Annotated in this window: 21 protein-coding genes; 7 read left to right on the top strand and 14 right to left on the bottom strand. The window is 62.0% G+C overall.

Features of this window, described 5'->3' with window-relative positions:
• Positions 1-147 precede the first annotated feature (147 nt).
• The gene (locus AC1DD5_RS20730) at positions 148-2,445 is read left to right on the top strand and encodes a SulP family inorganic anion transporter (RefSeq protein WP_477513811.1); all 2,298 of its coding nucleotides are present in this window, start codon (positions 148-150) and stop codon (positions 2,443-2,445) included.
• Positions 2,446-2,609: 164 nt separating this feature from the next.
• Here AC1DD5_RS20730 and AC1DD5_RS20725 read toward each other — a convergent pair whose 3' ends face one another.
• The gene (locus AC1DD5_RS20725; RefSeq protein ID WP_477513810.1) at positions 2,610-2,960 is read right to left on the bottom strand and encodes a VOC family protein; all 351 of its coding nucleotides are present in this window, start codon (positions 2,958-2,960) and stop codon (positions 2,610-2,612) included.
• A gap of 137 nt (positions 2,961-3,097) precedes the next feature.
• Here AC1DD5_RS20725 and AC1DD5_RS20720 point away from each other — a divergent pair, with 137 nt between their 5' ends.
• A complete protein-coding gene (locus tag AC1DD5_RS20720) occupies positions 3,098-3,694 on the top strand; it encodes a DnaJ family domain-containing protein (protein WP_477513809.1) in 597 nt (198 codons plus the stop codon).
• 84 nt (positions 3,695-3,778) lie between these two features.
• Here AC1DD5_RS20720 and AC1DD5_RS20715 read toward each other — a convergent pair whose 3' ends face one another.
• The 7 genes from AC1DD5_RS20715 to AC1DD5_RS20685 form a co-directional block, all read right to left on the bottom strand.
• Positions 3,779-5,101 carry an ammonium transporter gene (locus AC1DD5_RS20715; protein WP_477513808.1) on the bottom strand — a complete coding sequence of 441 codons (1,323 nt, stop codon included), beginning with the start codon at positions 5,099-5,101 and terminating at the stop codon, positions 3,779-3,781.
• 174 nt (positions 5,102-5,275) lie between these two features.
• Entirely contained in the window at positions 5,276-6,550 is a 1,275-nt protein-coding gene (locus AC1DD5_RS20710; RefSeq protein ID WP_477522636.1) for an MFS transporter, read from the bottom strand.
• Between the two features lie 133 nt (positions 6,551-6,683).
• Positions 6,684-7,415, bottom strand: coding sequence for a glutamine amidotransferase (locus AC1DD5_RS20705; protein ID WP_477522635.1), 732 nt, complete (start codon positions 7,413-7,415; stop codon positions 6,684-6,686).
• A 99-nt stretch (positions 7,416-7,514) separates the two neighbouring features.
• A complete protein-coding gene (locus AC1DD5_RS20700) occupies positions 7,515-9,695 on the bottom strand; it encodes a transglycosylase domain-containing protein (RefSeq protein ID WP_477522634.1) in 2,181 nt (726 codons plus the stop codon).
• A gap of 105 nt (positions 9,696-9,800) precedes the next feature.
• Positions 9,801-10,274, bottom strand: coding sequence for a sensor histidine kinase (locus AC1DD5_RS20695; RefSeq protein WP_477522633.1), 474 nt, complete (start codon positions 10,272-10,274; stop codon positions 9,801-9,803).
• Between the two features lie 373 nt (positions 10,275-10,647).
• Entirely contained in the window at positions 10,648-11,232 is a 585-nt protein-coding gene (locus AC1DD5_RS20690; protein WP_477522632.1) for a DinB family protein, read from the bottom strand.
• A 121-nt stretch (positions 11,233-11,353) separates the two neighbouring features.
• Entirely contained in the window at positions 11,354-11,713 is a 360-nt protein-coding gene (locus AC1DD5_RS20685; protein WP_477522631.1) for a VOC family protein, read from the bottom strand.
• Between the two features lie 70 nt (positions 11,714-11,783).
• Here AC1DD5_RS20685 and AC1DD5_RS20680 point away from each other — a divergent pair, with 70 nt between their 5' ends.
• Entirely contained in the window at positions 11,784-12,104 is a 321-nt protein-coding gene (locus tag AC1DD5_RS20680) for an MmcQ/YjbR family DNA-binding protein (RefSeq protein WP_477518976.1), read from the top strand.
• 85 nt (positions 12,105-12,189) lie between these two features.
• Positions 12,190-12,486, top strand: a complete 297-nt coding sequence (locus tag AC1DD5_RS20675) for a hypothetical protein (protein ID WP_477522630.1) — start codon at positions 12,190-12,192, stop codon at positions 12,484-12,486.
• Between the two features lie 93 nt (positions 12,487-12,579).
• Here the strand turns inward: AC1DD5_RS20675 and AC1DD5_RS20670 are convergent, their stop codons facing one another.
• The 4 genes from AC1DD5_RS20670 to AC1DD5_RS20655 are packed head-to-tail and all read right to left on the bottom strand — an operon-like array spanning position 12,580 to position 17,701.
• Complete coding sequence (locus AC1DD5_RS20670) at positions 12,580-13,392, bottom strand: bifunctional allantoicase/(S)-ureidoglycine aminohydrolase (RefSeq protein ID WP_224088899.1); 813 nt, start codon at positions 13,390-13,392, stop codon at positions 12,580-12,582.
• 14 nt (positions 13,393-13,406) lie between these two features.
• Entirely contained in the window at positions 13,407-14,669 is a 1,263-nt protein-coding gene (locus AC1DD5_RS20665; RefSeq protein WP_477522629.1) for a DUF6986 family protein, read from the bottom strand.
• A gap of 1 nt (position 14,670) precedes the next feature.
• Entirely contained in the window at positions 14,671-16,284 is a 1,614-nt protein-coding gene (gene aceB / locus AC1DD5_RS20660) for a malate synthase A (RefSeq protein WP_477518979.1), read from the bottom strand.
• Positions 16,285-16,300: 16 nt separating this feature from the next.
• Positions 16,301-17,701, bottom strand: coding sequence for an NAD-dependent malic enzyme (locus tag AC1DD5_RS20655; protein ID WP_442016173.1), 1,401 nt, complete (start codon positions 17,699-17,701; stop codon positions 16,301-16,303).
• Between the two features lie 221 nt (positions 17,702-17,922).
• Between AC1DD5_RS20655 and AC1DD5_RS20650 the strand changes: the two genes are divergently transcribed.
• Positions 17,923-18,678: an IclR family transcriptional regulator gene (locus AC1DD5_RS20650; RefSeq protein ID WP_224088895.1), complete on the top strand. Its 756-nt coding sequence runs from the start codon at positions 17,923-17,925 to the stop codon at positions 18,676-18,678.
• Between the two features lie 160 nt (positions 18,679-18,838).
• Here AC1DD5_RS20650 and AC1DD5_RS20645 read toward each other — a convergent pair whose 3' ends face one another.
• Together AC1DD5_RS20645 and pucL are read right to left on the bottom strand one after the other, a co-directional pair.
• Positions 18,839-20,347, bottom strand: a complete 1,509-nt coding sequence (locus AC1DD5_RS20645) for a nucleobase:cation symporter-2 family protein (RefSeq protein WP_477522628.1) — start codon at positions 20,345-20,347, stop codon at positions 18,839-18,841.
• 173 nt (positions 20,348-20,520) lie between these two features.
• A complete protein-coding gene (pucL, locus tag AC1DD5_RS20640; protein ID WP_477522627.1) occupies positions 20,521-21,435 on the bottom strand; it encodes a factor-independent urate hydroxylase in 915 nt (304 codons plus the stop codon).
• A 370-nt stretch (positions 21,436-21,805) separates the two neighbouring features.
• On the opposite strand from pucL, the gene AC1DD5_RS20635 reads away from it, so the two are divergent.
• The gene (locus AC1DD5_RS20635; RefSeq protein WP_014922716.1) at positions 21,806-21,982 is read left to right on the top strand and encodes a hypothetical protein; all 177 of its coding nucleotides are present in this window, start codon (positions 21,806-21,808) and stop codon (positions 21,980-21,982) included.
• 164 nt (positions 21,983-22,146) lie between these two features.
• Complete coding sequence (locus AC1DD5_RS20630; protein ID WP_477522626.1) at positions 22,147-23,076, top strand: type IV toxin-antitoxin system AbiEi family antitoxin domain-containing protein; 930 nt, start codon at positions 22,147-22,149, stop codon at positions 23,074-23,076.
• The last annotated feature ends 177 nt before the right edge of the window (positions 23,077-23,253 follow it).

The raw sequence follows: 23,253 nt of genomic DNA, 5'->3' as shown, positions 1-23,253 counted from the left end.
TCCCTCTCCCTGCAGAAGTTCCCATTGGTCGCCACATGACGCTGCCTGTTCACAAGTTTTGTCACAAGAATCACATCATCTTGTCATTGCACGTGACAATATTCCTACGCTGGAGAAGTCAGTGTTCCCGAGCCTTAGGAAATTCCAGTGCCGCAAACAAACGACTCCGCTTCCATCTCCACGGACTCCCACAGCCCGCCCGGAAGCCGGGGCAAGGCACCCAAGCCGAGCTTCCTCAGCAACCTTGGAGCCGACCTCCCCGCATCCCTCGTCGTCTTCCTTGTTGCCCTTCCGCTCTCGCTCGGTATCGCCGCCGCCTCCGGAGCACCCGTCATGGCCGGGCTTATTGCGGCAGCCATCGGAGGAATCGTCGCTGGCAGCCTCGGCGGCTCCCCATTGCAGGTGAGCGGCCCCGCCGCTGGACTGACCGTCGTCGTGGCCGGGTTGGTTAACGAGTTCGGTTGGCAGGTGACGTGCGCCATTACCGCAGCCGCCGGCGTCGTGCAGCTGTTGCTGGGTATCAGCCGCGTAGGCCGGGCCGCGCTGGCAGTTTCGCCCGTAGTGGTCAAAGCGATGCTGGCTGGCATCGGCATCACGATCATCCTGCAGCAGTTGCATGTGCTGCTCGGTGGGAAGGCGGCTGGGTCCGCCGTCGAAAACCTGACCGCACTTCCAGCGGCCATCACCAATGTCGAGCTGCACTCCGCCCTTCTCGGCCTGGCAGTTGTTTCCATCCTCCTTGCCTGGAAATATCTGCCCACTGCAGTGCAGAAGATTCCCGGCCCGCTGGCGGCGGTGGTCGCTGTCACCGCTTTGTCTGCAGCAGTTGCGCCCAGCGTCGAGCGCATCAGCTTCAGCGGTTCGCTTTTCGACGCCTTTGCCCTGCCCAGCTTGCCCGACGGCAACTGGCGCGCAGCCGCCATGGCAGTCATCACGGTAGCCCTGATCGCAAGCATTGAATCGCTGCTGTCCGCGGTCGCGGTGGACAAGATGCACGCAGGCGCGCGCACCAACCTCAACCGCGAACTCGTCGGACAAGGCTCCGCCAACATGGTCTCGGGAATGCTCGGAGGCCTCCCGGTGACAGGCGTGATCGTCCGCAGCGCCACCAACGTCGAGGCCGGCGCCGCGAGCCGGGCGTCCGCCATCCTGCACGGCGTGTGGGTCCTGGTGTTCTCGGCACTGTTCGCCGGCCTCATCCAGCTGATTCCCTTGTCAGTGCTCGCCGGCCTATTGCTCGTCATCGGCGCCAAGCTCATCAAGGTCGCCGACATCAAAACCAGCCTCCGCACCGGCGACCTCCTGGTCTACGTGGTCACGCTCGCGTGCGTTGTTGTGCTGAACCTGCTCGAAGGCGTCATTATCGGCCTCGCCCTCGCGGCCCTCTGCGTGTTGTGGCGGGTACTCCGTGCCCAGATCCACGCCCATGCCCCGGCCGGGGAGCAGCTGCCGTGGCGCGTCACGATCGCCGGGTCCTGCAGCTTCTTCGCGCTGCCCCGACTGAACCGCGTCCTGCACTCCGTTCCCGAGGGCCAGGACGCAGTTGTTGAACTCAACTCCGATTACCTCGATCACGCTTTCCGCGAGGCGCTGGTTGCCTGGCAGGCACAACACCGCTCCAGCGGCGCCTCGGTGGTGCTGGAGGAACACGGAACCACCGCTTTCACCGACGCCGCGGACAACACTCCACAGCGCCAGGATCCACGTGAATTCCCGCTTCCGCCCAGGACTTCCTGGCAGCCGTCGCCTGTGGACGGTGCCCAGCAGGAAGCGCACGACGACGGCGGGCAGCTTCCGCTGCGGTCAATCCTCCTTGGCATCGACAAATACCATCGGCGGTACGCAGACAAGGTTCGACCGCTGGTTCAGGATCTTACGGAGGGGCAGAACCCGGACACACTGTTTGTTGCCTGCGTCGACTCCCGGGTCAATCCGAACCTCATCACCAGCAGCGGCCCCGGAGACCTTCTGACACTGCGGAATATTGGCAACGTTGTGTGCTCCGACGGCCGGGATGCCTCGATCGACTCGGCACTGGCATTCGCCGTGAAGGGGTTGTCCGTGGACTCGATCGTGATCTGCGGCCACTCCAACTGTGGCGCGATGAAGGCCGTCATAGCCGACGCCGAGGGTGCATCCGCAGCGTTGGGCACGGGCTTCGATGCCTGGTTGGAGCACGCCCGGCCGAGCTACACCGCGCTGTTGGATGGCCATCCTGTCGCCCTCGCTGCCGAAGCTGAAGGTTACAGCCGCCTCGACCAGCTAAGCATGGTGAACGTCGCCGTCCAGCTCCAGAAACTCGAAGAGCATCCGGTCACCAGGCCGGCCTTGGCATCCGGGCAAGTGCAAGCCACAGGCTTGTTCTACGACATCTGCACGGCCCGGGTGGTCCTTGTTACTCCTGAGGGCATCGAGCAACTGGATCCGAGCATGGCCGTTCACTAGCCTGCCAGCTAGCCTGCGTTGCTCCATCACCTGCTTTGAGCTGACAGTGGCCCCGACACGCCGCTAATCCCGGCGTGTCGGGGGCCGCTCGGCGATCAAAGGGGGTGGTGAAGCAACAGCGCTGCGGCGCTGGTGGAACGAGGGAGCCTCCTGAACCAGCGAGCCTAGCGGTCCGTGAGCAGCAGGACATTCCCGTCGGGGTCCCGGACCGTGAAGAACAAGCAGGTGTCCGGATCGCCCTCCACCACAGACACGCCATGTCCGTTCCGGAGCAAACGATCCCGCATGCCCGTGAGGTCATACACCAGGAAACCGCAGGTGGACCATGCCAGCCCGGGCTCAGCCGCGATTCCGCTAAGCGGACCCATCAGCGTAACTGTGGCACCGCCGTCGCCCGTTAGAACTGCCGTCCACTCCGAAACGGTGACAGTCCGAAGCATCAGGTGTTCCGAATACCACTTGGCTGCCTGGCCCGGATCCGAGACCGGAATGAATGCATTGGAAACAGTAGTCACGCGCGGCCCTTCCTGTGGAGGTATTTGGATCGAGAGTAGCCCTCAGCCCTCCCCGTGGCCCAGCAAAATGCGGAATACTGGAGCCGGAACCACGATTTCCGGCAGGAGAGGACTGCCGTGCGAGGAGGTGGCGAAACGTGAACGCCGAGAACAATGCCTTCAGGCGGAAGCTCGAGCGGGGCGCGGAATTGCGGGCAGTCCGCTCGTGGGGCGGTAATGCGGAGGAAGATTCAGAGCTCGAGGCGGCCGAGGCGGAAGAGCGGGAGAAACGCCGGAAGGTGGACGACGCCGCGCGGGTGGAATATTTGATCCGGGACGCCATGAACCAGGGCAAGTTCGACAACCTCAAATACGCTGGCAAGCCGATCCCGGGTCTGGGCGAGCACTATGATCCGGACTGGTGGGTCAAAGGTCTGATCCAGCGTGAGCGACTCAGCGGGATCGGCCCGCCAGCAATTCTGCTACGGATCGAGGACGCTGAACTCGACGCGAAGCTGGATCAGCAGTACACCGCGAAGCAGGTCCGCGACATCCTTGAGGACTTCAACAAGCGAGTGGTTGAGGCCCGTCGCCAGCTTCAGGGTGGGCCGCCAGTGACCACCAAGCTGCGGGATGTTGACGCCGAGCTGGAACGATGGCGCGAGCGGCGGGCTGCGGCAGCTCCACCTGAGCCGGAGCCGGAGGAACCAATCAAGCGAACGTGGTGGCAGCGGCTCTGGAACGGCTTCGGCTAACCCAACCAACTGTGAGACGCACAAACAGCAGCCGACGGCGGGACCTGGGTTCCGCCGTCGGCTGCTGTTCTGAATGTGGGGCCGCTAGGCGAAGCTGTCTTCCTTCGCCGGCTCGGACTCTTTGCGTCCACCCTTGATCAGCGACGACAGGTGGGCCTGCTGCTGGCGGAAGTGTCCATGGGCTGTGAGGCCGAACTCGTAGGCCGATTCTGCGTGCTGGGTGAGGTCCACTCCTGCAACTTCGTGTTCGTGGGCCACGCGGAAGCCGATGGTCTTGTGAATAGCGCGACCGATCAGCAGGGTGCCCAGGCCGGAGAGGGCGATCGTGAGCAGTACAGCAACGGTCTGCGCCACGAGTTGCTGCACTCCGCCGCCGTAAAGGAGGCCACCGGCCGTGCCTTCCGTGGGGAAGGCGACGAAGCCGAGGGAAAGCGTGCCGATCACGCCGGCGCCGAAGTGCACGCCCACGACGTCGAGGGAATCGTCGAAACCGAACTTGTACTTCAGGTCCACAAAGACTGCGCAGGCGGCACCAGCAACGAGTCCCAGTCCAAGGGCCGCGAGCGGGGTGATGTTGGCGCAGGAAGGGGTGATGGCGACCAAGCCGGCAACAACGCCGGAGGCCGCGCCCAGTGATGTCGGGTGTCCGTGGCGGATCTTTTCCGTGACCAACCAGCTCAGCATCGCCGCGGCCGGAGCCACCAGGGTGTTGACCCAGATCAGGCCTGCCTGCTCAACAGTGGTTGCAGCACCGCCGTTGAAGCCAAACCAACCGAACCAGAGGATTGCTGCGCCGATCATGATGAACGGGACGTTGTGAGGGCGGTGGTTGGGGTCTTTGGCGAATCCGTGACGCTTTCCCACGATCAATGCGAGGACGAAAGCGGCGGTACCTGAACTGACCTCAACTACGGCACCGCCGGCGAAGTCGATCACCTGGCCGAAGATCTGCGTGACGGCTCCACCTGCGCTCATCAAGCCGCCGCCCCAGACCATGTAAGCCAGCGGGCAGTAGACCACGGTGACCCAGATCGGGACGAAGAGCGCCCATGCGCTGAACTTGGCGCGGTCGGCGATGGCGCCGCTGATGAGTGCCACGGTGATGATGGCGAAGGTAGCGGCGAAGACCGCCTTGAGGAGGTCGGGCGAACCTATGAGGTCCTGAAGGCCGAAGTGCGCGAACGGGTTGCCGAACAGGCCGAGGAAACCGTCGCCGGTGGTCATCGAGTATCCCCACAGGACCCACACGACGCCCACAATGCCTGCAGAGATAAAGCTCATCATGATCATGTTGAGTGCTGCCTTGGCGCGGGTCATGCCGCCATAGAACAGGCCGAGGCCCGGAGTCATGAAAAGCACCATTGCCGATGACAACATCAGCCAGACGTGTTGCGCAGAGATCTCCACCTGCGTTCCCTTCTGATCAAGCCTGTCCGAAACGGGCCCGTTGATGCACGGCCCTCACTACCCCCCGATCAATATTCGGTGAGCTATGTTTCCGACTCGGAAGAGCTAAGTTGCAGGTAAGTTACAGAAACCCCACCTTCATGAAGATCACGTGACTGGCATGTTTCGGGAATGTTACCGGCGCTTCTCGCGGCGTCTTTTTTCGCGCGGCCCTGCCGGGTATCCGCCGCGCTTGCTGGAAATCATGATCGCCAAGGCAATTGCCGTTGGCAGCGCAGCGGCCAGCGGCACCAACCGAGCCCCAACAGTGGTCAGCGCCAAAGCACCGTACCCGGCACCCACGGCGATCCCCAGTTGGATAGTCACTACCGTGAGTCCGTTGGCCGCATCCTTGTGCTCTCCGCCAGCGCGAAGGATTGCCGCCTGGTTGTAGATGCCGATCGCGCCGAAGGAAACGCCCCAAGCAACCATCAGCGCGAAAACCCCCACCCAGGTGCCGCCCAGAACCGGCAGCAACGCGAAGGCAAGCAAAAGAAGCCCGACGGCGGTAATCACCGAACGCCGTGGATGGGAATCGGCAGTCAGGCCAGCGATCCAGATTCCGACCAATCCAGAGATCCCGACCACAGACAGTGAAATGCCAGTGAGGGCTTCGGGCAATCCGGAGGCGAGCAGGAAAGGGGCAACGTACGTAAAGAGAGTGAAGTGTGCCAGCAACAAGAGTGGCCAAGCGGTGGCCACGGCGATCACGCCCGGTAGCTTGAGCGCTGCCCGGATCGAGGGTGTCTTGTGGGTGCCGGGATCGTGCGCAGCAGGCAGGAGCCAGAACGCCAAGACTGCCAACAGGACGCCCACCCCGGCCAGGACCACGAAGGAAACCCGCCAGGTCATGAGCGTGCCCATGAGTGTGCCAATCGGAGCCCCGACAGCCAACGCGATGCTGGTACCACTGAAGACCACCGCCATGGACTTGCCCACCGAGTGGGCAGGAACGATGCGTGCCACATACGGTGCCACGCTCGACCACAACATGCCATGGGCAATTCCGCCCAGAAGCCTTGCGACGATGGCCACTTCAAGATTCGGGCTCAAGGCCAGCAGGACGTTGCTAAGTGCAAAGGCAAGCACTGTCCCCATCAACAGGGTCTTCCGCGGGACCCGCCCGCCCAGGAGCCGGGACAAGGGGAGAGCGGTGAAAACGATGATGGCTGCATACGCTGCGGTCAGGGAACCTACAGCGGATTCCTCCACGCCCAGATCCCGGCTGATCTGCGGAAGCAGCCCGGACGGAAGCAGCTCTGTGGTGACAGCCGTGAAGCCCGCGGCAGCAAGCAGCAAAAGGCCACCCCAAGGGATCTTGGTGGCTGCTCGCATTTTCGCTGGCTTGGTCTTTCCTTCATCTGGTGCTGCGTGTACCTGGGCTTCGACCGCCAAAGGGTCCTGCTTCAAAGATTGCTCCTCATGGATGAATCATGTTTCGGGGCATGGGTGAGTACTCACAACGCTACCCAGCCAACGCAGCGCGAGGGAGGCTCTGATAGAAACCCCTTTCTTGGGGCGCAGAGCGGGCCGCGCAAGATCCCTAGCGAGCGTAGACTTCCGTGAAATTCCTCAGGACCCGCATGGGTTCAGTCACCGAGGCATGCTTGGCGGTCTCGATGAGCTCGTCGGCAGCATCCGGCGGAAAATAGCCCGCGTCCTTGTAGATGTTAATCCGGGTGATGAGGCCATCGACATCCAATTCCGGATGGAACTGTGTGGCGTAGAGATTCTTCTTTATGCGGAACATGTGCACAGGGCAGGCTGCGGAACTTGCGAGCAACACGGCGTTTTCCGGCAGTTGGCTGCAGGCTTCCTTATGCCCAACGAACGCCTCGAAAGTGTGTGGCATGCCTTTGAGCAGGGGGTCGCGCTCCCCGTCTGCGGTCAGTTTGATCTCCGTAGCCCCGACCGGTTCTCCGTAGCGACGGTCAATGATGGCTCCTTGGTGAACCCCCAAGGTTCCAACGCCATAGCAGGCACCCAGGAAGGGGAAGTCCTCGGCCACGATGCGATCCAGGAGTGCTGAGAGTTCAGCTTCGACGCGAAGCTGGGCCTGACTCTTCTCCTCCAAAGGGTCGCTGGAGGTGTAAGGACTGCCGCCCACAATCACGCCTGAGTAATCGGCCAACTCAATGTCCGGCAGTGGTGCCGCCTCCAGCCGGATGCGGAACAATTCCTCAGCCCGGAGCCCGCAGTACCGGAGGTAGGCCTGGTACTCGTCATCCGCTGCTGCGTCTTCAGCGCGGGTGGCCAACAAAAGGAAGGGCTTCACAGGCCAAGTCTGCGGGAGGAATGACTGGCTTTCAAAGTCTTTCTGCCGGCTCGGCTGCCGGGAACACCGCGCAGACAGGGCCCCACAACGCAGGCCCACTCAGCGAGGTGCTGCGGGTGACGTGCTTGGTCCAGGCGACGGCGGGGGAGGCGGTGGGTTGAAGGCGCCGCTGGGGTAGAGGGCGGTGGCCTGCATCATGTAGTTGGCCCATTGCGGGCCGGCAATCATGTAGCCGTCCAGTGACTTGTAGAACTTGCCGTTGATGGTGACGTTTTGTCCTGCTCGCTGTTGTCCCGCCGTCGTGTCCCCAAAGAAGGAGGCTGTGGCGAGCCGGGTAGTGTATCCGGCCACCCAGGTTGCGCCGTTGTTGTTCGAGGTGCCTGTCTTGGCCGCAACGGGGACCTGGTTCTGGACCTTGGGTTCGATGTAGACGCCGGATCCGAGCTTGAGCACGTCCTGCAGCACCGATGTGACTCCACGGGCCACGGCCGGTTTCACGGTCTCCTTGCATTCAGGGGTCTGCGCTGGGTACTTCCTGCCTTGTGAGTCGCTGATATCGGTGATGGCGATGGGCTTGCAATAGGTGCCATCGTTGGCGAATGTTGCGAAGGCGCTCGCCAGGATGACGGGAGCGACGCCGATGGAGCCAAGGAGGTTACCGATCTGGTGCATGTTGATCTGGGCGTTGTCCAGGCCGCTGTGCAGACCAACCGCGTCCACCATTTTCTGGATGCCGCAGAAATCCAACTGCGCTGCAGTAGCGAATGTGGCGGTGTTGATCGAGTTGTAGAGGCCGTAGTTGATGGGCATGGGCCGGTAGTAGCCCTCGTCGTTGTTCTGCAGGTCATCATCAGCGCCCAGGTTTTGCGCCTTCTGCGCGGTGCTGTAGCCACCCAGCACTTTGCCGCAGCTCGAGCGCCAAGGGAAGCCAACCGGGTAGACCCGCCGGGAAGCATCCACCACGGCAGTGGGCGACTTGCCCTCGTTGAGCCACTCCGCGAAGATGAAGGGCTTCATGGTGGAACCGGGTTGGAATCCGCCTGCACCATTGAGGTCGTTGCCGTTTTCGTCCTTGGCATCCACGCTGAAGTTCAGCTGGGTATCGAACTTTCCGTCCTGCGGAACGAACACCGTGTTTTGGGCCATGGACAGGATCTTGCCTGTGCCTGGCTGCACGGTGGTCATGGCAGCGCCCCACTTGTCCGGGTTTGCGCCGGCTGACGCATCCACTTGTACTTGGGCCGCTGCCTGCAACCGGCTGTCCAGCGTGGTGGTGATGGTGAGCCCGCCCCGGTAGAGGAGCCGTTCGCGGTCATCGATGGTTGCACCGTAGGCCTCGTTGTTCATGATCAGGTGGGACACGTAGTCGCAGAAGTAGATGGCGATGGAGGCCCCGGCGCAGCCCTGATGGGACGGGGTGATTTTCAGCTCCACGGTGGCGGCAACTGCCGCATCATGGTCTGCTTGAGTGATCTTTCCCTGCTCGAGCATCCTGTCCAGCACAATGTTTCGCCGACTGAACGCTGCTTCAGGCGCGGTTGTTGGGTCATAGACGCTCGGCCCGTTCACCAGCCCGGCCAACAGCGCTGCCTGTGGCAAAGTGAGATCCTTGGCTGAGGTGCTGAAGAAGTACCGCGAAGCGGCTTCGATGCCATACGCGTTCCGGTTAAAGAACACGATGTTCAGGTACCCCTCAAGGATTTGGTCTTTGCTGAAGCGTTTCTCAAGCTCCAGGGCCAGCTTGATCTCCCGGAGCTTGTCACCGATGCTCTTGTCCCCACTGAGCACCACATCCTCGGGTCGGCCCTTCGAGAGGCGGGACTCGTTCAGCACGTTGGTGACGTATTGCTGGGTCAGGGTCGACGCGCCCTGTCGGGTCCCCTTGGTCACGTTGGATGTCAGCGCACGGATGATGCCCTGCGTATCCACTCCGGGATGCTCATAAAAGCGACTGTCTTCGATTGCCACGATCGCTTGCCGAATGAAGGGTGACATCTGGTCCAGGGGTACCTTCACCCGGTTCTCTGCATAGAACGTGGCGATGTGCTGGCCGTCAGCAGTGACTACATTGCTGGAAAGGGATGGCGAATCAACGTCGAGTTGGCTGGGCAGGCTTTCGTAAAAGCCGATGGAACCGCCCATGGTAGTGCTGGTGAACTGAACCACCGGCACCATGAAGCCGCAGATCAGCACCCCGCAGAGGGCGCTCACGAAGAAAAACCCGAAGATCCTCAGAAGGACCTTGCCAAGACCTAACCGGGGACCCTTGTTCCGCGCCATTTCGTGCCATTCCGTCGAGATGTCAGGCTGAAAAGTAGCTACAGAATACGTCCGGGGACGCCGCCAATCCATGGTTTGGGAGCCGAAAAAGGTCCCAAATTGGACTCAATCCAGTGGCAGTGTGACCCTCACACTGGTGCCCCGCCCAGCCCCGGAGTCGATCTCAACGGACCCTCCGGCGTCGTGCACTGCAATGGACATCAGCAGCAGGCCGAAGCCGTGGCGGCGGCCGCTGGGGGCGGCGTGGATTTCGAAACCTTTGCCGTTGTCCATAATCGTCATTTGGATTCCGTGGTAGACGGCATTGAGACGGATGGTCAGTTCGCTGGCGTCGGCGTAGTTCAGGGTGTTGCTGAAGGTCTCCTGGGCTACGTGGTACAGCAGTGCGGCTGATGCGGAGGAGATCTCGATGCCGTGGTGGGGTGTGTGCCAGTGGACGGTCACGCCGGAGCGTCGAAGCGGCGCAGCAAGTCTGTCGATGCATCCTGCGACACCCAGTGCCTGGAAATCCACGGGGTGTTGGTCCTGGATGATGCCCTTGATGGCGATCACCTCTGTTAGCGCTGCTGCCTGTTCCATTGGGTCCCCCACATCATTGTGATTCTCGTTGGTTATTCGTCGCCGAAACCTTGATGGATTGATGTAATGAGGCTTCGTCTGCTTCCAGCGTGGCGCGGCAAAATCAAGGACTCTGTTTGTTTGGCTCAATTTCGCATCAAGTTTGCGGGTCGGCCTTGCGGAGGGGGGGCACCTCATGCGGTGGTTGGCCCAACTGTTTGTGGGGTCTAACTTTGCTGTGGCAGCTCCGCGAGCAGCAGCCGGCAGGCGCTGGGGATCGGTTGGATGCCACAGGCCAACACCCGGCCAACCTCACCGCACTGAAAACGACAGAGCACATCCCGGCGGCTAGGTAGTATGCCATCGGGGCGTGCTGAGTGGTGCTTGGGGGTCTTCAGTGCCGGAGGTCTGCCTCCAAGGCTGCTTCTTCGATGCGGAACCTGTGTGCTGCCCATTCTTCGGAGTTGCGGCCAGGCATGTTGGGATCCCCAGGCCTTTGGCCAGCGGATCCGTCGATCAGTTCGCGGATGATGTCAGCGTGCCCGGCGTGCCGTGCGGTTTCCACACACATGTGGACGAGGATCTGATGAAGCGTCACATTCCGCTTCTCTCCGGACCACCAAGGCACAACGCCGGGAGCATCCAACGGGAGGGCCTGGATGGTGGCATCACTGTGCGCTGCCGAGAAGTGGTGCAGTTCCAGGATTTCCGCACGGCTCTCCGAGGCCGGGACCCACATATCGGAATCCGGTTCTGCGTCTTGCTCCAGCCACGGCAATTCGCGCCCACTCGGACGCCCGAAAGTCTCCCCGAAATACCCCAACTCCACGCTCGCCACGTGTTTCACGAGCCCTAACAGATTGGTACCCGTCGGTGTCAGGGGCCTTCGGGCATCGTATTCACCCAAGCCATCAAGCTTCCCGAGCAGGTCCGCCCGGCGAAGGCGCAAATAGCCGAGCAATGTCGCTTTGTCGTCCATGGCTTGCACTCTACCCAAGGGCCCCGACAGAACTGGCAGCGCCCAAGTAAGTCGCAGTAGTGGTTGTTTTCAGCCCTCAAAACCACCACTACTGCCAGTCAGTTGGGGCTCGACGGCGGCGCTACCGCGGACTTTTGTCGATAACGCAGAAGCGGTTGCCGTCAGGGTCGGCGAGGACCACGAAATCCGGATTCTCCGGATACAGGTCCCAGTCAACGCGTTGAGCGCCGAGGGAGATCAGCCGCTCCACTTCGGCAGCTTGGTCATCCGCATAGAGGTCCAGATGAGTACGTGGATGCTCCTGGACAGGCGTTTCGCTCAGCATCAACGCGAGTTGGGGGCCTGGACCGGCGGACGGAACGAGGATCACCCAGGTGTCATCGCCGGGCTCACGTGGAACATAGCCGAGCGCGGCGTGCCAGAACCCAGTGGCCCGGGTGATGTCATTGACGCCGAGGACGGTGCTGCCGATGGTCAACATGTGCTTAGCCTAGTCTGCGAGAGTCCACGCGTTCCTTGCCGGAGCCCGCATGCCGGTGTCACAGTGAACCATGGCCACCGAAGAGGACGTCAGGCGTATCTGCCTTGGCATGCCCGGCGTCACCGAGCGCCCAAGTTGGGGCCAGCCTGCCTGGTTTGGCAAGTCCCTCATGGCTCGGATCTGGGAAGAGGGGGTTGTTACGGTCAAAACGGATGAGCGCGAAGCTCTGGCAGCAATGGAGCCGGATACCTATTTCTGGACCCCTCATCACGAACGGTCACCAAAGTTGCTGCTGGTCCGGCTGGAGAACATCGACGTAGAGGAGCTCGACGAGTTGCTGCAGGAGTCGTACAGGATCGCCGGCGCCCCCGCTCCAAACGCACCCAAGTAGGTCGCAGCAGAGCGCGTTTAGAGAGGGCAAAACGCGCTTAACTGCGACCTACTTGGGTGCGTGAGCTCAGGCTAGACTCGCCCGCATGGGGGAGCACAGCAAACTTGGGGAACGCAACACACCGCAGCCTGCGCGCAGAGTCCTTGCCGCCGTCGTGCCTTTGCTTGGCGTGATCGCGGTGATCGTGGGGATTATCGTCGCGTGGAACAACCTCGAAGCGAACATTGGGTGGTTTGCCTATGCGCCCCTGAGCAATGAGGTGTTCGTGGGGGACAACGGCTCATTTATTAGCAAAGGGACGCAGCTTGGCTTGGCAGTCTCCGGGGTCGGGCTGCTGGTCCTTGCGTTCTGGTCGGGCTTCGCCATCGGCCAGCGTCGCTGAGTCCACAGAGCCCGCGCCGAAACCGCCGGAAACGCACGAAATCGCCGGAAAGCTCCCAGCGAACTGGCAGCTTTCCGGCGATCTCGGCGGAGATCAGGTGAGTTTCACCTGCCGGTTCATGTCCTTGTACAGCAGGTAACGGAACTCGCCCGGACCGCCGGCGTAGCAGGCCTGCGGGCAGAATGCGCGGAGCCACATGAAGTCGCCGGCCTCCACCTCAACCCAGTCATTGTTAAGCAGGTACATGGCCTTGCCTTCCAGGACGTACAGGCCGTGCTCCATGACGTGGGTCTCCGGGAAGGGGATCACGCCGCCCGGCTGGAAGGTGACGATGTTGACCTGCATGTCATGGGCGAGGTCGCTGGAATCCGTGAAGCGGGTGGTCTTCCAGACGTCGTTCGTGTCCGGCATGGAGGTAGGCTCCACGTCCTTCTCGTTGGTCACGAAGGACTTGGCCTCGAAGCCTTCAAGGCGTTCGTAGGCCTTGCGGATCCAGTGGAAGGAGACGATGTCGTCGGACACGTTCTCCAAGCCCCACTCTGCGCCGGCGGCAAGGTAGGCGTAGCCGCCCTCCTCGAGGTGGTGCAGTTCGCCGTCAAGGGTCAGGTTGACTTGGCCCTTCGTGACAAAGATGACGCCTTCAACGCCTGCTTCGAACTCGGCCTTGGGAGCCCCGCCGCCCGGAGCGATCTCAACGATCAACTGCGAGAACGTGGTGGCGAAGCCGGAAATCGGCCGCGCAATAATCCAGGAGCGCGTATTGGAGAATCCAGGCAGGTTGCTGGTGACGATGTCCGTCATGACGCCCTTGGGGATCACGGTGTAAGCCTCCGTGACGATCGCCCGCTCCGTGGTCAGGTGGGTCTGCGGCGGCAGGCCGCCCTGCGGGTAGTAGTACTTGCCCATGCGAAATGCTCCTATCAGTGGGACGTTGGTTGGGCGAGCCGAGGGTGCGCCAGTGCGGTCAGCTGTGAAAGTTCGACGCCGGCAAGCGCCTTGACCTCATCGGGCCCCACTGCGCCACACTGGACGCCGCGAAGGACGAAACCCGCGAGTGCACGGGCGGTGGCGGGCTCATCCATGACGCCGCCTTCGGTGCGCTCCACGTAGTTCCGGAGGCGCAAGGCCGCGGCGGGCAGCCCTTCGCGGTAGAAAGCGTACGACGCCGAGAAACGGCTGGGTAGCTGGGCTGCGTGCAGATCCCAACCCTGGTAGTAGCCGTTTTCCAGGGAGCGACGGACCAGGCGGCCGTGCAGTTTCCAGGCATCTTCCACGCCGTCGCCCACGGGGATGATGTTCGTGGAACCGTCGGACAGACGGATGCCCGTGCCGGCAACGGCGAGCTGCATGACTTCCTTGGCGAAGTCAGCCACAGGGTGCTCCATGGACTGGTATTCAGCCGAGATGCCCAAAGAAGCACTGTAGTCATACGTGCCGTAGTGCAGAGCGCTGATGCGGCCCGGAACAACGTGGGGGAGCTGCGCTACGGGGGACGTTCCGTCGGCACCCAGAATGAGCTGCGGCGTTTCCACCTGCACCTCGAACCGGAGCCTCCCCGCGGGAAGCCCGTGGACTTCCTCGAGGCGCGAGACCGCGAAGTCCATGGCCTGCACCTGGGCCACCGTGGTGACTTTCGGCAGGGTCAGGATCAGGCCCGCAGGCAGCTCGCCCGCTGCAGCAAGCGTGGACACAAACAAGTCCAGCGTCTTCAGTCCGCGGGCACGGGTGGCTGCTTCGAAGCACTTGAAGCGGATGCCGAGGAACGGCGGAGCAATTCCGGCCGAAACTGCCTCTGCAACCTTCTTGGCGGCAGCAACGGCGTCGGCGTCTTCAGCCTCATCGCCGCGGTCCCCGTACCCGTCCTCGAAGTCCAGGCGCAGGTCCTCGATCGGCTCGGAGGAGAGCTTCGCCGCCACACGGGAGGCAACGGCGGCAGCCAAATGAGGCTCCTGGCCCAACAGCTGGCCGAGCTTTTCCAAGCCACCGTGAGCTTCCGCCGTCGTGAGCGCCTGGGCGCCCCACTCTGCCGCGAGGGAAGGCGTGAAGCGGTCCGCCGGGATGTAGACGGTGTGGATGGGCTGGCGTGAGCCGTCGTCGCCGGGGTAGTTACGGTCCAGGAGCTGGTCCGTCGCCTCAAGCTGGGACTCGATGTGAGCCAGATCAGAGGAAGAGAATGAGCCCATCTCAGCCCACCAGCTCATAAGCGGGTGTTGTCAGAAAGTCGGTGTAATCGTCGGACAGGCAGATGTCCTCGATCAGCTTGGACGCGGGCTCGTAGTACTTGGCGAAGTTCTCGTCGCCGAACTCGATCCGCAGGCGCTCGGTTTCCTCGCCCAGGATGCGGCTGACGAGCTCGCGTGTCACGGTGTTGCCCGTGTCCGCGAGGACGGACTTGTTGCGAATCTGCTGCCACACCTGGGAGCGGGAGATCTCCGCGGTCGCGGCATCTTCCATGAGGTTGTGGATGGCAACAGCGCCGCTGCCGGAGATCCAGACACCCGTGTAGGCGACGGCGACATAGAGGTTCAGCCGAAGGCCGGCTTCCGTGACGGTGCCGCCGGCAGAGGCGACGTCGATCAGCTGCTCAGCGGTGACGTTCACCTCGGGGCGCTGCTTGTCCAGTTGGTTCGGCTTTCCACCGTTGGCGGGGTCACCGAGGACCGAATCGAACACCTCGCGGCACGTGGAAACGAGGTCCGGGTGTGCAACCCAGGATCCGTCGAAGCCATCATTTGCCTCACGCGTCTTGTCGGCACGGACCTTGTCGAAGGCCGCAGCGGTGACGTCGGGCTGCTTCCGGTTCGGGATGACGGCGGCCATGCCACCCATGGCGAAGGCGCCGCGCTTGTGGCAGGTCTTGACCAGGAGTTCGGTGTAGGCGCGCATGAACGGAGCCGTCATGGCAACGGTCGCGCGGTCCGGCAGGACGAACTCTTCGCCGGCATCACGGAAGTACTTGATGATGCTGAAGAGGTAGTCCCAACGTCCGGCGTTCAAACCTGAAGCATGATCGCGCAGCTCGTAGAGGATCTCGTCCATTTCAAACGCTGCAGGGATGGTCTCGATGAGGACCGTGGCGCGGATGCTGCCCTGCGGGATGCCGAGGAAGTCCTGGGCGAAGACGAAGACGTCGTTCCAGAGGCGGGCCTCAAGGTGGCTCTCCATCTTGGGCAGGTAGTAGTACGGGCCGTGGCCGTTCAGGAGCAGCTGCTTGGCGATGTGGAAGAAGTGCAAACCAAAGTCCACCAGCGCGCCCACTGCAGGTTCGCCGTCGATCAGCAGGTGGTTCTCTTCCATGTGCCAGCCGCGGGGGCGGGCAACAACAACAGCCAAGGGAGCATCGGTGCGGAGACGATATTCCTTGCCTTCCGGGGAGGTGTAGCTCAGGGTGCCCTGTGCTGCGTCGCGGAGGTTGAGGATGGCGTCGATGACGTTGGGCCAGGTGGGTGTGCTGGCATCTTCGAGGTCCGCGAGCCAGACCTTTGCGCCGGAGTTCAGTGCGTTGATGGCCATCTTGGCCGGGGTTGCGGGACCCGTCATCTCTACGCGGCGGTCCTGCAAAGCTGCCGGGGCCTCGGCAACCTTCCAGTCGCCGTCGCGGATTTCCTGGGTTTCCGGGAGGAAGTCCAGGCGGCTGGTGTCCGCAACCTTCTGGCGCTTGGCTTTGCGCGCCTCCAGCAGCTCGGCACGGGTGCCGGCGAAACGCTTGTGCAGTTCCTCGATGAAGCCCAGTGCCTTGGGGGTGAGGATCTCCTCGGCGCGATCGATCGGCCGGGGATCAGTGACTGTAATAGCCATGGGGCGGTGTCCTTTTCTAGAGAGCGCTGGCGGCGTTTGCGTGCGCAGCATTGGCTACGGCGGTCGCTACATCGGCGGCTACATGCGGATCGAAGACGCTGGGGATAATGTAACTCGCGTTCAGCTCGTCGTCAGCCACCCGGTTGGCAATTGCCTCGGCGGCGGCCACCAGCATGTTCGGCGTGATGTCCGATGCTCCGGCGTCCAGCAGTCCGCGGAAGAAGCCAGGGAAGGCCAGCACGTTGTTGATCTGGTTCGGGAAGTCGCTGCGACCCGTGGCGACGACGGCTGCGTGCTTGGAGGCGATGACGGGGTCGATTTCCGGCGTCGGGTTGGCCATGGCGAAGACGATTGCGTTCTCAGCCATGGAAGCCACCTGCTCCTCGCCGATCACATGCGGGGCGCTGACGCCGATAAACACGTCTGCTCCCTTCAGGGCGTCATGCAGGGTTCCGGAGAAGCCTTCTTCGTTGGTGTTCTCGGCAATCCAGCTGCGGTGCTCGTCGTCGTACTTCTCGCCGGAGTGGATGGCTCCGGAGCGGCCGGCGGCGATGATGTGCTGCGCGCCCTGGGCCTTGAGAAGTTGGATGATGGCAGAACCGGCAGCGCCGACACCGGAAACGACGATCTTGACCTCGGACAGCTTCTTGTCCACTACGCGGAGGGCGTTGACCAAGGCGGCGAGGGTGACGATCGCGGTGCCGTGCTGGTCGTCGTGGAAGACCGGGATGTCCAGTTCTTCGCGGAGGCGGTTTTCGATCTCGAAGCAACGCGGTGCGGCGATGTCTTCGAGGTTGATGCCGCCGTAAACGGGGGCCATGGCCTTGGCGATCATGATGATCTCTTCGGTGTCCTGCGTATCCAGGCAGACCGGCCAGGCGTCCACGTTGGCGAACTGCTTAAACAGCGCGGCCTTGCCTTCCATGACGGGCAGCGCGGCGGCCGGGCCGATGTTGCCCAGCCCCAGCACGGCCGAACCGTCGGTGAGGACGGCGATGGTGTTGCGCTTAACCGTCAGGTTGCGGGCAGCGGCCGGGTCTTCTGCAATGGCCAGGCAAACGCGGGCGACGCCGGGAGTGTAGGCGCGTGACAGATCGTCACGGTTGCGCAGGGCTACTTTGGGGACGACCTCGAGCTTGCCGCCAAGGTGCATAAGGAAGGTGCGGTCCGAGACGTGCTGGACGGTGACGCCGTCGAGCGCGTTCAGGGCGTCTTTGACGCGTGCTGCGTGGTCGTCATCAGTGGTGTTGCAGGTGACGTCCACGACGATGGTCTCGTGGTGGGATTCCGTGACGTCCAGAGCGGTGATCGCGGCACCGGCTGCGCCGACGGCTGCTGCCAGTTCGCTCGTAGCGGTGAAGCTGGACGGTGCGGCGACGCGCAGGGTGATCGAGTTTCCGGGGCTCGGATTCGCCATTGAAATTCCTCCTGTTAGGCCCGTTCCCGGGCCGCCGTTCCAAACTAAATGTTTTCGTATTATGGATATTATTATCTACCAAGTGGAAACACAACCCCTTGCCCGGTCATTTTGCGTCTCGTCGCGCAGGTGCCCGCTGTGCTGTATCTTGGGTGTTCTAAGCAATTCTTTTCACGATGCGGATAAGAGTTGTCGGAATCTGAGTCATTGGAGACAAGGGAATGGCTGAAAAAGCCTCCGGAGGCGTGCAGTCCGTTGAGCGCGTCTTTGAACTGCTGGAACTGATCACGGATGCGGGTGGCGACGTCACTCTGAGCGAGCTGTCGTCATCCACTGACCTGCCCTTGCCCACCATCCACCGCCTGCTGCGCACCCTGGTGTCCCTCGGCTACATCCGCCAGCTGCCCAACCGCCGTTATGCCCTTGGCCCGCGGCTCATCCGGCTGGGCGAAGGCGCCAGCAAGCAGCTCGGCGCCGTGGCGCGTCCGCAATTGAAGACCCTCGTGGAACGCCTTGGCGAGACTTCCAACATGGCCGTCCTGGATTCGGACATGGTCATCTACGTGGCCCAGGTCCCGTCCATGCACTCCATGCGTATGTTCACTGAGGTTGGCCGCCGGGCCCACACGCACGATACCGGCGTTGGTAAAGCGATCCTGGCGCAGCTCGACGACGAGCAGGTCCGCGGCATTGTTGCCCGAACCGGCATGCCCACTCCGACGGCCAAGAGCATCGGCGACATCGACTCCCTGCTCGCGGACCTGAAGCTGATCCGCGAACGCGGCTACTCCATTGACGAGGAAGAGCAGGAACTCGGGGTCCGGTGCTTCGCGATGGCCGTGCCCAACGCTCCCACCCCCACGGCTATCTCCGTTTCCGGCCCCATCACCCGCGTGGACCAGAGCTTCGCCGACCGCGCTGTGCCAATGCTGCGCGAGGCCGCCCTGGCGATTTCCGCGGAGCTCAACCAGAACTAGGCTTCTCCTTCTCCACACCACCCGCCGAGTTGGCACTTGACGCCCATGTTTTCCACAAACATGGGCGTTATTTGTCATCTCGGCGCTTCCCTCGGCAGCACAAATGACGGCAGCGTCCCCCAAGGAAACGCTGCCGCCATCTGCCATTTTTGGGCGGGAGCTAGTGCTCGGACGCGCTGGACGTCTTGAGCGGGACTTCCTTGCCCTCGGCGTCGATCAGCTTGCCGTTCTCGAACCGGTCGCCTTCACTGAGGCACTTGATGTCCTCTTCGCTGACGATCCTGTCGGTGCCCGCGACGAACACTGACTGGTTGTCCGAGTTGCCTGCCTTGAAGTGGTTGAACAGGATGTTCAGCAGGATCGCCATGACTGCGGCTGAGCTGATGCCGGAGTGGAAGATCGTGGAGAACCAGGACGGGAATTGGTCGTAGAACTTCGGGGCGGCGATGGGGATCATGCCGAACCCGATCGACGCGGCCACGATGATCAGGTTCATGTTGTTCTTGTACTCAACCTTGGCCAGGGTGCGGATACCGCTGGCTGCCACTGTGCCGAAAAGCACGACGCCGGCACCGCCCAGGACGGGCGTGGGAACCGCTGCAACCACTCGGCCAAGGACCGGCAGGAGGCCGAGGACAACCAGAATGAGGCCGCCGGCGCTGACAACAAAGCGGCTCTTGATGCCAGTGATGGCCACCAAGCCAACGTTCTGGGCGAAGGCGCTCTGCGTGAAGGAGTTGAACAGGGGCGAGATGGCGCTGGAGAGCATGTCTGCGCGGAGACCGTCGCCGATGCGGCGGGAGTCAACCTTGGTATCGACGATCTCGCCCACAGCAATGATGTCCGCGGAAGTCTCGGTCAGCGTTACCAGGATGACGATGAGCATGGAGACGATTGCTGCGATCTCGAAGGTGGGAGCACCGAAAGCGAAGGGCGTGGGGAAAGCGACGATGTCGCCCTGGCCGACCTTGGAGAAGTCTGCCATTCCTGCAACGAACGCGATGATGGTGCCGATGACCATGGCCAGCAGGATGGAGAGCCGGGAAATGGCGGCGTTGCCAACCTTGCTCAGGAGCAGGACGATGCCCATGGTTGCTGCTGCAAGGCCGATGTTGGCCATGCTGCCGTAGTTATCGGCCTTGGCGTTTCCACCCATGGCCCAGTTGGCTGCGACCGGCATGAGCGTCAGGCCAATGGTGGTGATGACCGTGCCCGTGACCACTGGCGGGAAGAACTTGATGATCTTGGAGAACAGGGGAGTGATGGCCAAGCCGATCAGGGACGCCACAATGACCGAACCGAAGACCGCCTGGATGCCCCCGCCACCTTGGACAATCGCAACCATCGTTGAGACGCCCGCGAAAGAGACGCCCTGAACCAGGGGTAGCTGTGAGCCGAAGAACGGGATGCCCACCGTCTGGAGGATAGTGGCCAGCCCGCCAACGAACAGGCAGGCTGCGATGAGGAGGCCAATATCCTGCGACGACATGCCTGCCGCGGCCCCGATGATCAGCGGCGGGGCAATGATTCCGCCGTACATGGTGAGGACATGCTGGAAGCCGTATGCGAAGGTGCTTCCGATCGAGAGGCGCTTGTCCTCGGGACGTTCTGGCTGATGCTTCTGCGAAGTGGTGGTATTCGCAGGGCGGGTTTTCTTCTTCATGTTCATGGCAGACTTTCTGGGTTCATGGCAGACGTCTTCGTCTGGCTAACTGTGTCTGGCTAACAAAATCTGGGGGTTTCTTTTGGGGCCGGGGGTTTGTGTGCAGGTCCGGCCTTGACGGGGCGCCGTTGGGGGACCTGCACACAAACCCCTGGATGGTGCGTTGTTAAGGGTGGTGCTTAGCAGAAGCCGGCGATGCCGCTCCATGCAACGGGCGCGGCAGTGGTGTTGTCGCGCTGGACGGTTGCTTCGATGAGGCCGTATGGGCGGTCCGCGGCGAAGAAGACCTCGTTGGGGTTGTCCAGGCCGAACGGGCTCAGGTCAACCAGGAAGTGGTGCTTGTTGGGCATGGAGAACTTGATCTCATCCACTTCGCTGTGTGCTTCCAGGACCTTCTTGCCCATGTCGAACAGCGTCTGCTGCAACGCGTGCGAGTAGTTCTCGGTGAAGCCTTCCAGCAGGAGGGCCTTGATGTCCTCGTAGCTCTTGTTGAAGTCCGTGCCAGCCAAGTCCAGGTTGGTGTTGTAGCGCCAGCGGGCGGAAACATCGGTGGCCAGGATGCGGTCCGTGGTTTCCGGCAGGGTTGTGTACTTGTCGCGCGGGTAGCCGACGAACCCTGACTCCGTGGTCTTGAGGACGGTCAGGTCCTTGAGGCCGGAAATCACGTGGGTGGTTGCGCCATCACGGACGACGACGGCGGTACGCACCTCTTGTCCGTTGCGGACGAAGCTGTGATCGTGTCCCGCGCCGTGTGCCTGGATGCGATCCCAGCTGTAGGCCTCGGCTTCCCAGCGGCCACCGGTTACCCATTCGAACTCGCCGGTGAAGTGATTGGCAAGGCGCAGCAGGAAGGACTCCGGGGAGCCGATGCCGTCACGGGCAAAAGCGTAGACAGTGTTCTTCTGGGTATCGGTGGCAACGACGTGGCCGTTGTCGCCTTCGAGGTGCGCAGCCTGGAAATCGCCGCGCAGCTGCGAGGTGACATTCAGGTCTTCGATGTGGTGGCGGTCAGTATCCCGAGTGACCTTGACGACGCGGACTTCCGCTTTGCCGTACTGGTTTTCGCCGAGGACGATGTTGTTGCTCATGGTCATATCCCAACTTCTGTGAGGTGGAACCTACGTTCCATCAATGAAATTAAGCGCGTGTTTCCACCGCGTTTCTGGTGGAGCCGACCCAACAAAAAAGAGCCGGCATCCATTGATGCCAGCTCATTACGACCCTGCCTGCTGCTCTCAGGTTACGTGACGTACGCCACGAACTCATTCGAGAGTAGCGCATGATTTCGGCTTGTGTATATGGGTTTTGGAGATCGTTATGAAGCAGCCAAATGTGACCGGAGCATCTCTCCGGCCCTCCTGGACGTCTCTTGACGCCTGCTTTACGCACTGCTTACACTTTTCATATAGCAATAAACATTTTCCGAATTACGGAAAAGTGCTGCACTGGAAAGAGGAGGAACAGATGGACTCGAAGGATACGAACAACGTCGTGGAATTCCCGGCGCCGGGTCAGGAGCTGTACCTGCCCTTCGGTGCAACAGATCCGGACTTCTACATCCCGGCCGACTGTGACCGCAAGGCCGGCGGGTTCTCCCGTTGGCTGCGCGCGCTCCCGGTGTTCGGCCGCCAGCGCCCCTAGCACTCCCTGGGCCGACCGCCCCCCTGCTCCCGCCCGTTTAGACGGCTCGCTGCAGGCAAGACGGTAGGAGTGGTCTTGTCTGCAGCGAGCCATCGAAACGGGCTTTTCCACATACGCCCTGGGTCCCCTGTCGCAAGTTCTTAAGCCTCGACAATGCTTGTGCCATGGCGAAAATGGCTGATCTCCCCGCGGGCATGGATCTGTGGAGGACCTCCGAACTCAATGAAGCCGGATTCAATGACCGGAGTATAGCCACCCTGGTGCGGTCGGGTGAACTGGTAAGGCTCCGACGAGGTTGCTACATCCGTGGCAGCACCTGGTCCGCCCAGAAGCCGTGGGTACGCAGCCGCCAACTCATCGCCGCCCACGCTCATGGGACACTGCTGAGCTCGACAGGTGGCTTGGTCTACAGCCACACCTCTGCAGCGCGCCTCCACCGATTATTCCTGTGGGACGTTGACGACCGTGTGCACATTACACAGAAGAAGACGCCGTCGCCGATTTCGCATGGCCGCGACGTAGTCGCTCATTCCAAGGTGCTACTGGAAGGCGATGTAGTCCTCGTGGACGGACTACCCTGTACATCGCTGGAGCGGACGGTGGCGGACTGTTGCTTGATGTTGGACTACCGGCGGAGCCTTGTGCTGATGGATCATGCCCTCCGCAGGGGTGCAGATGCTGAGAGGCTGGCGCAAATTTGCTTAGCTCTGTCGGGGAGAAATGGAGTGCTTTCGTTGCGCCGGGCCTTGGAAAATGCCGATGCGCGCTCGGAGTCTCCCGGCGAGACTCTCAGCCGGGAACTTCTGCAGCGACTCCGCATTGAGCCACCAGACCTTCAGGTAGGAGTTCGAACAACGGAAGGCCGACATCGCTTGGACTTCGCGTGGCGCGAAAAGAAGGTGGCTTTGGAGTTCGACGGCAGGGTGAAGTACTTCGACTACGAGCCAACAGATGAAGTGATCTTCAAGGAAAGGCAGCGCGAGAAGGCCCTGATGGAGCTGGGCTGGAAGTTCATCCGCATCACATGGAGGGATCTGTTCCGGGAGCAGGAATTCAAGCTCCGTGTCCTGCGAGCCCTCCGCGCGGCCGACTAGACGACTCCCTGCGCGCTAGACGACTCCTCCGTGTGTGTCAGGCTGTTGTGTGACAGGTTTGCTGTTCCCACCAGGTGATACACGCGGCAGGGAAAGGTCCGTCATGGATTTTATTGTTCCTCCCCGTCGTTCGAAGCGGAGCCACTTCACTCTCGATCAAAAGCACGCGATTCTGGA

The organism is Paenarthrobacter sp. 10L420 (assembly GCF_056395385.1).
The sequence above is the reverse complement of the archived record's forward strand: the minus strand, read 5'-3'. Positions and strand labels throughout refer to the sequence as shown.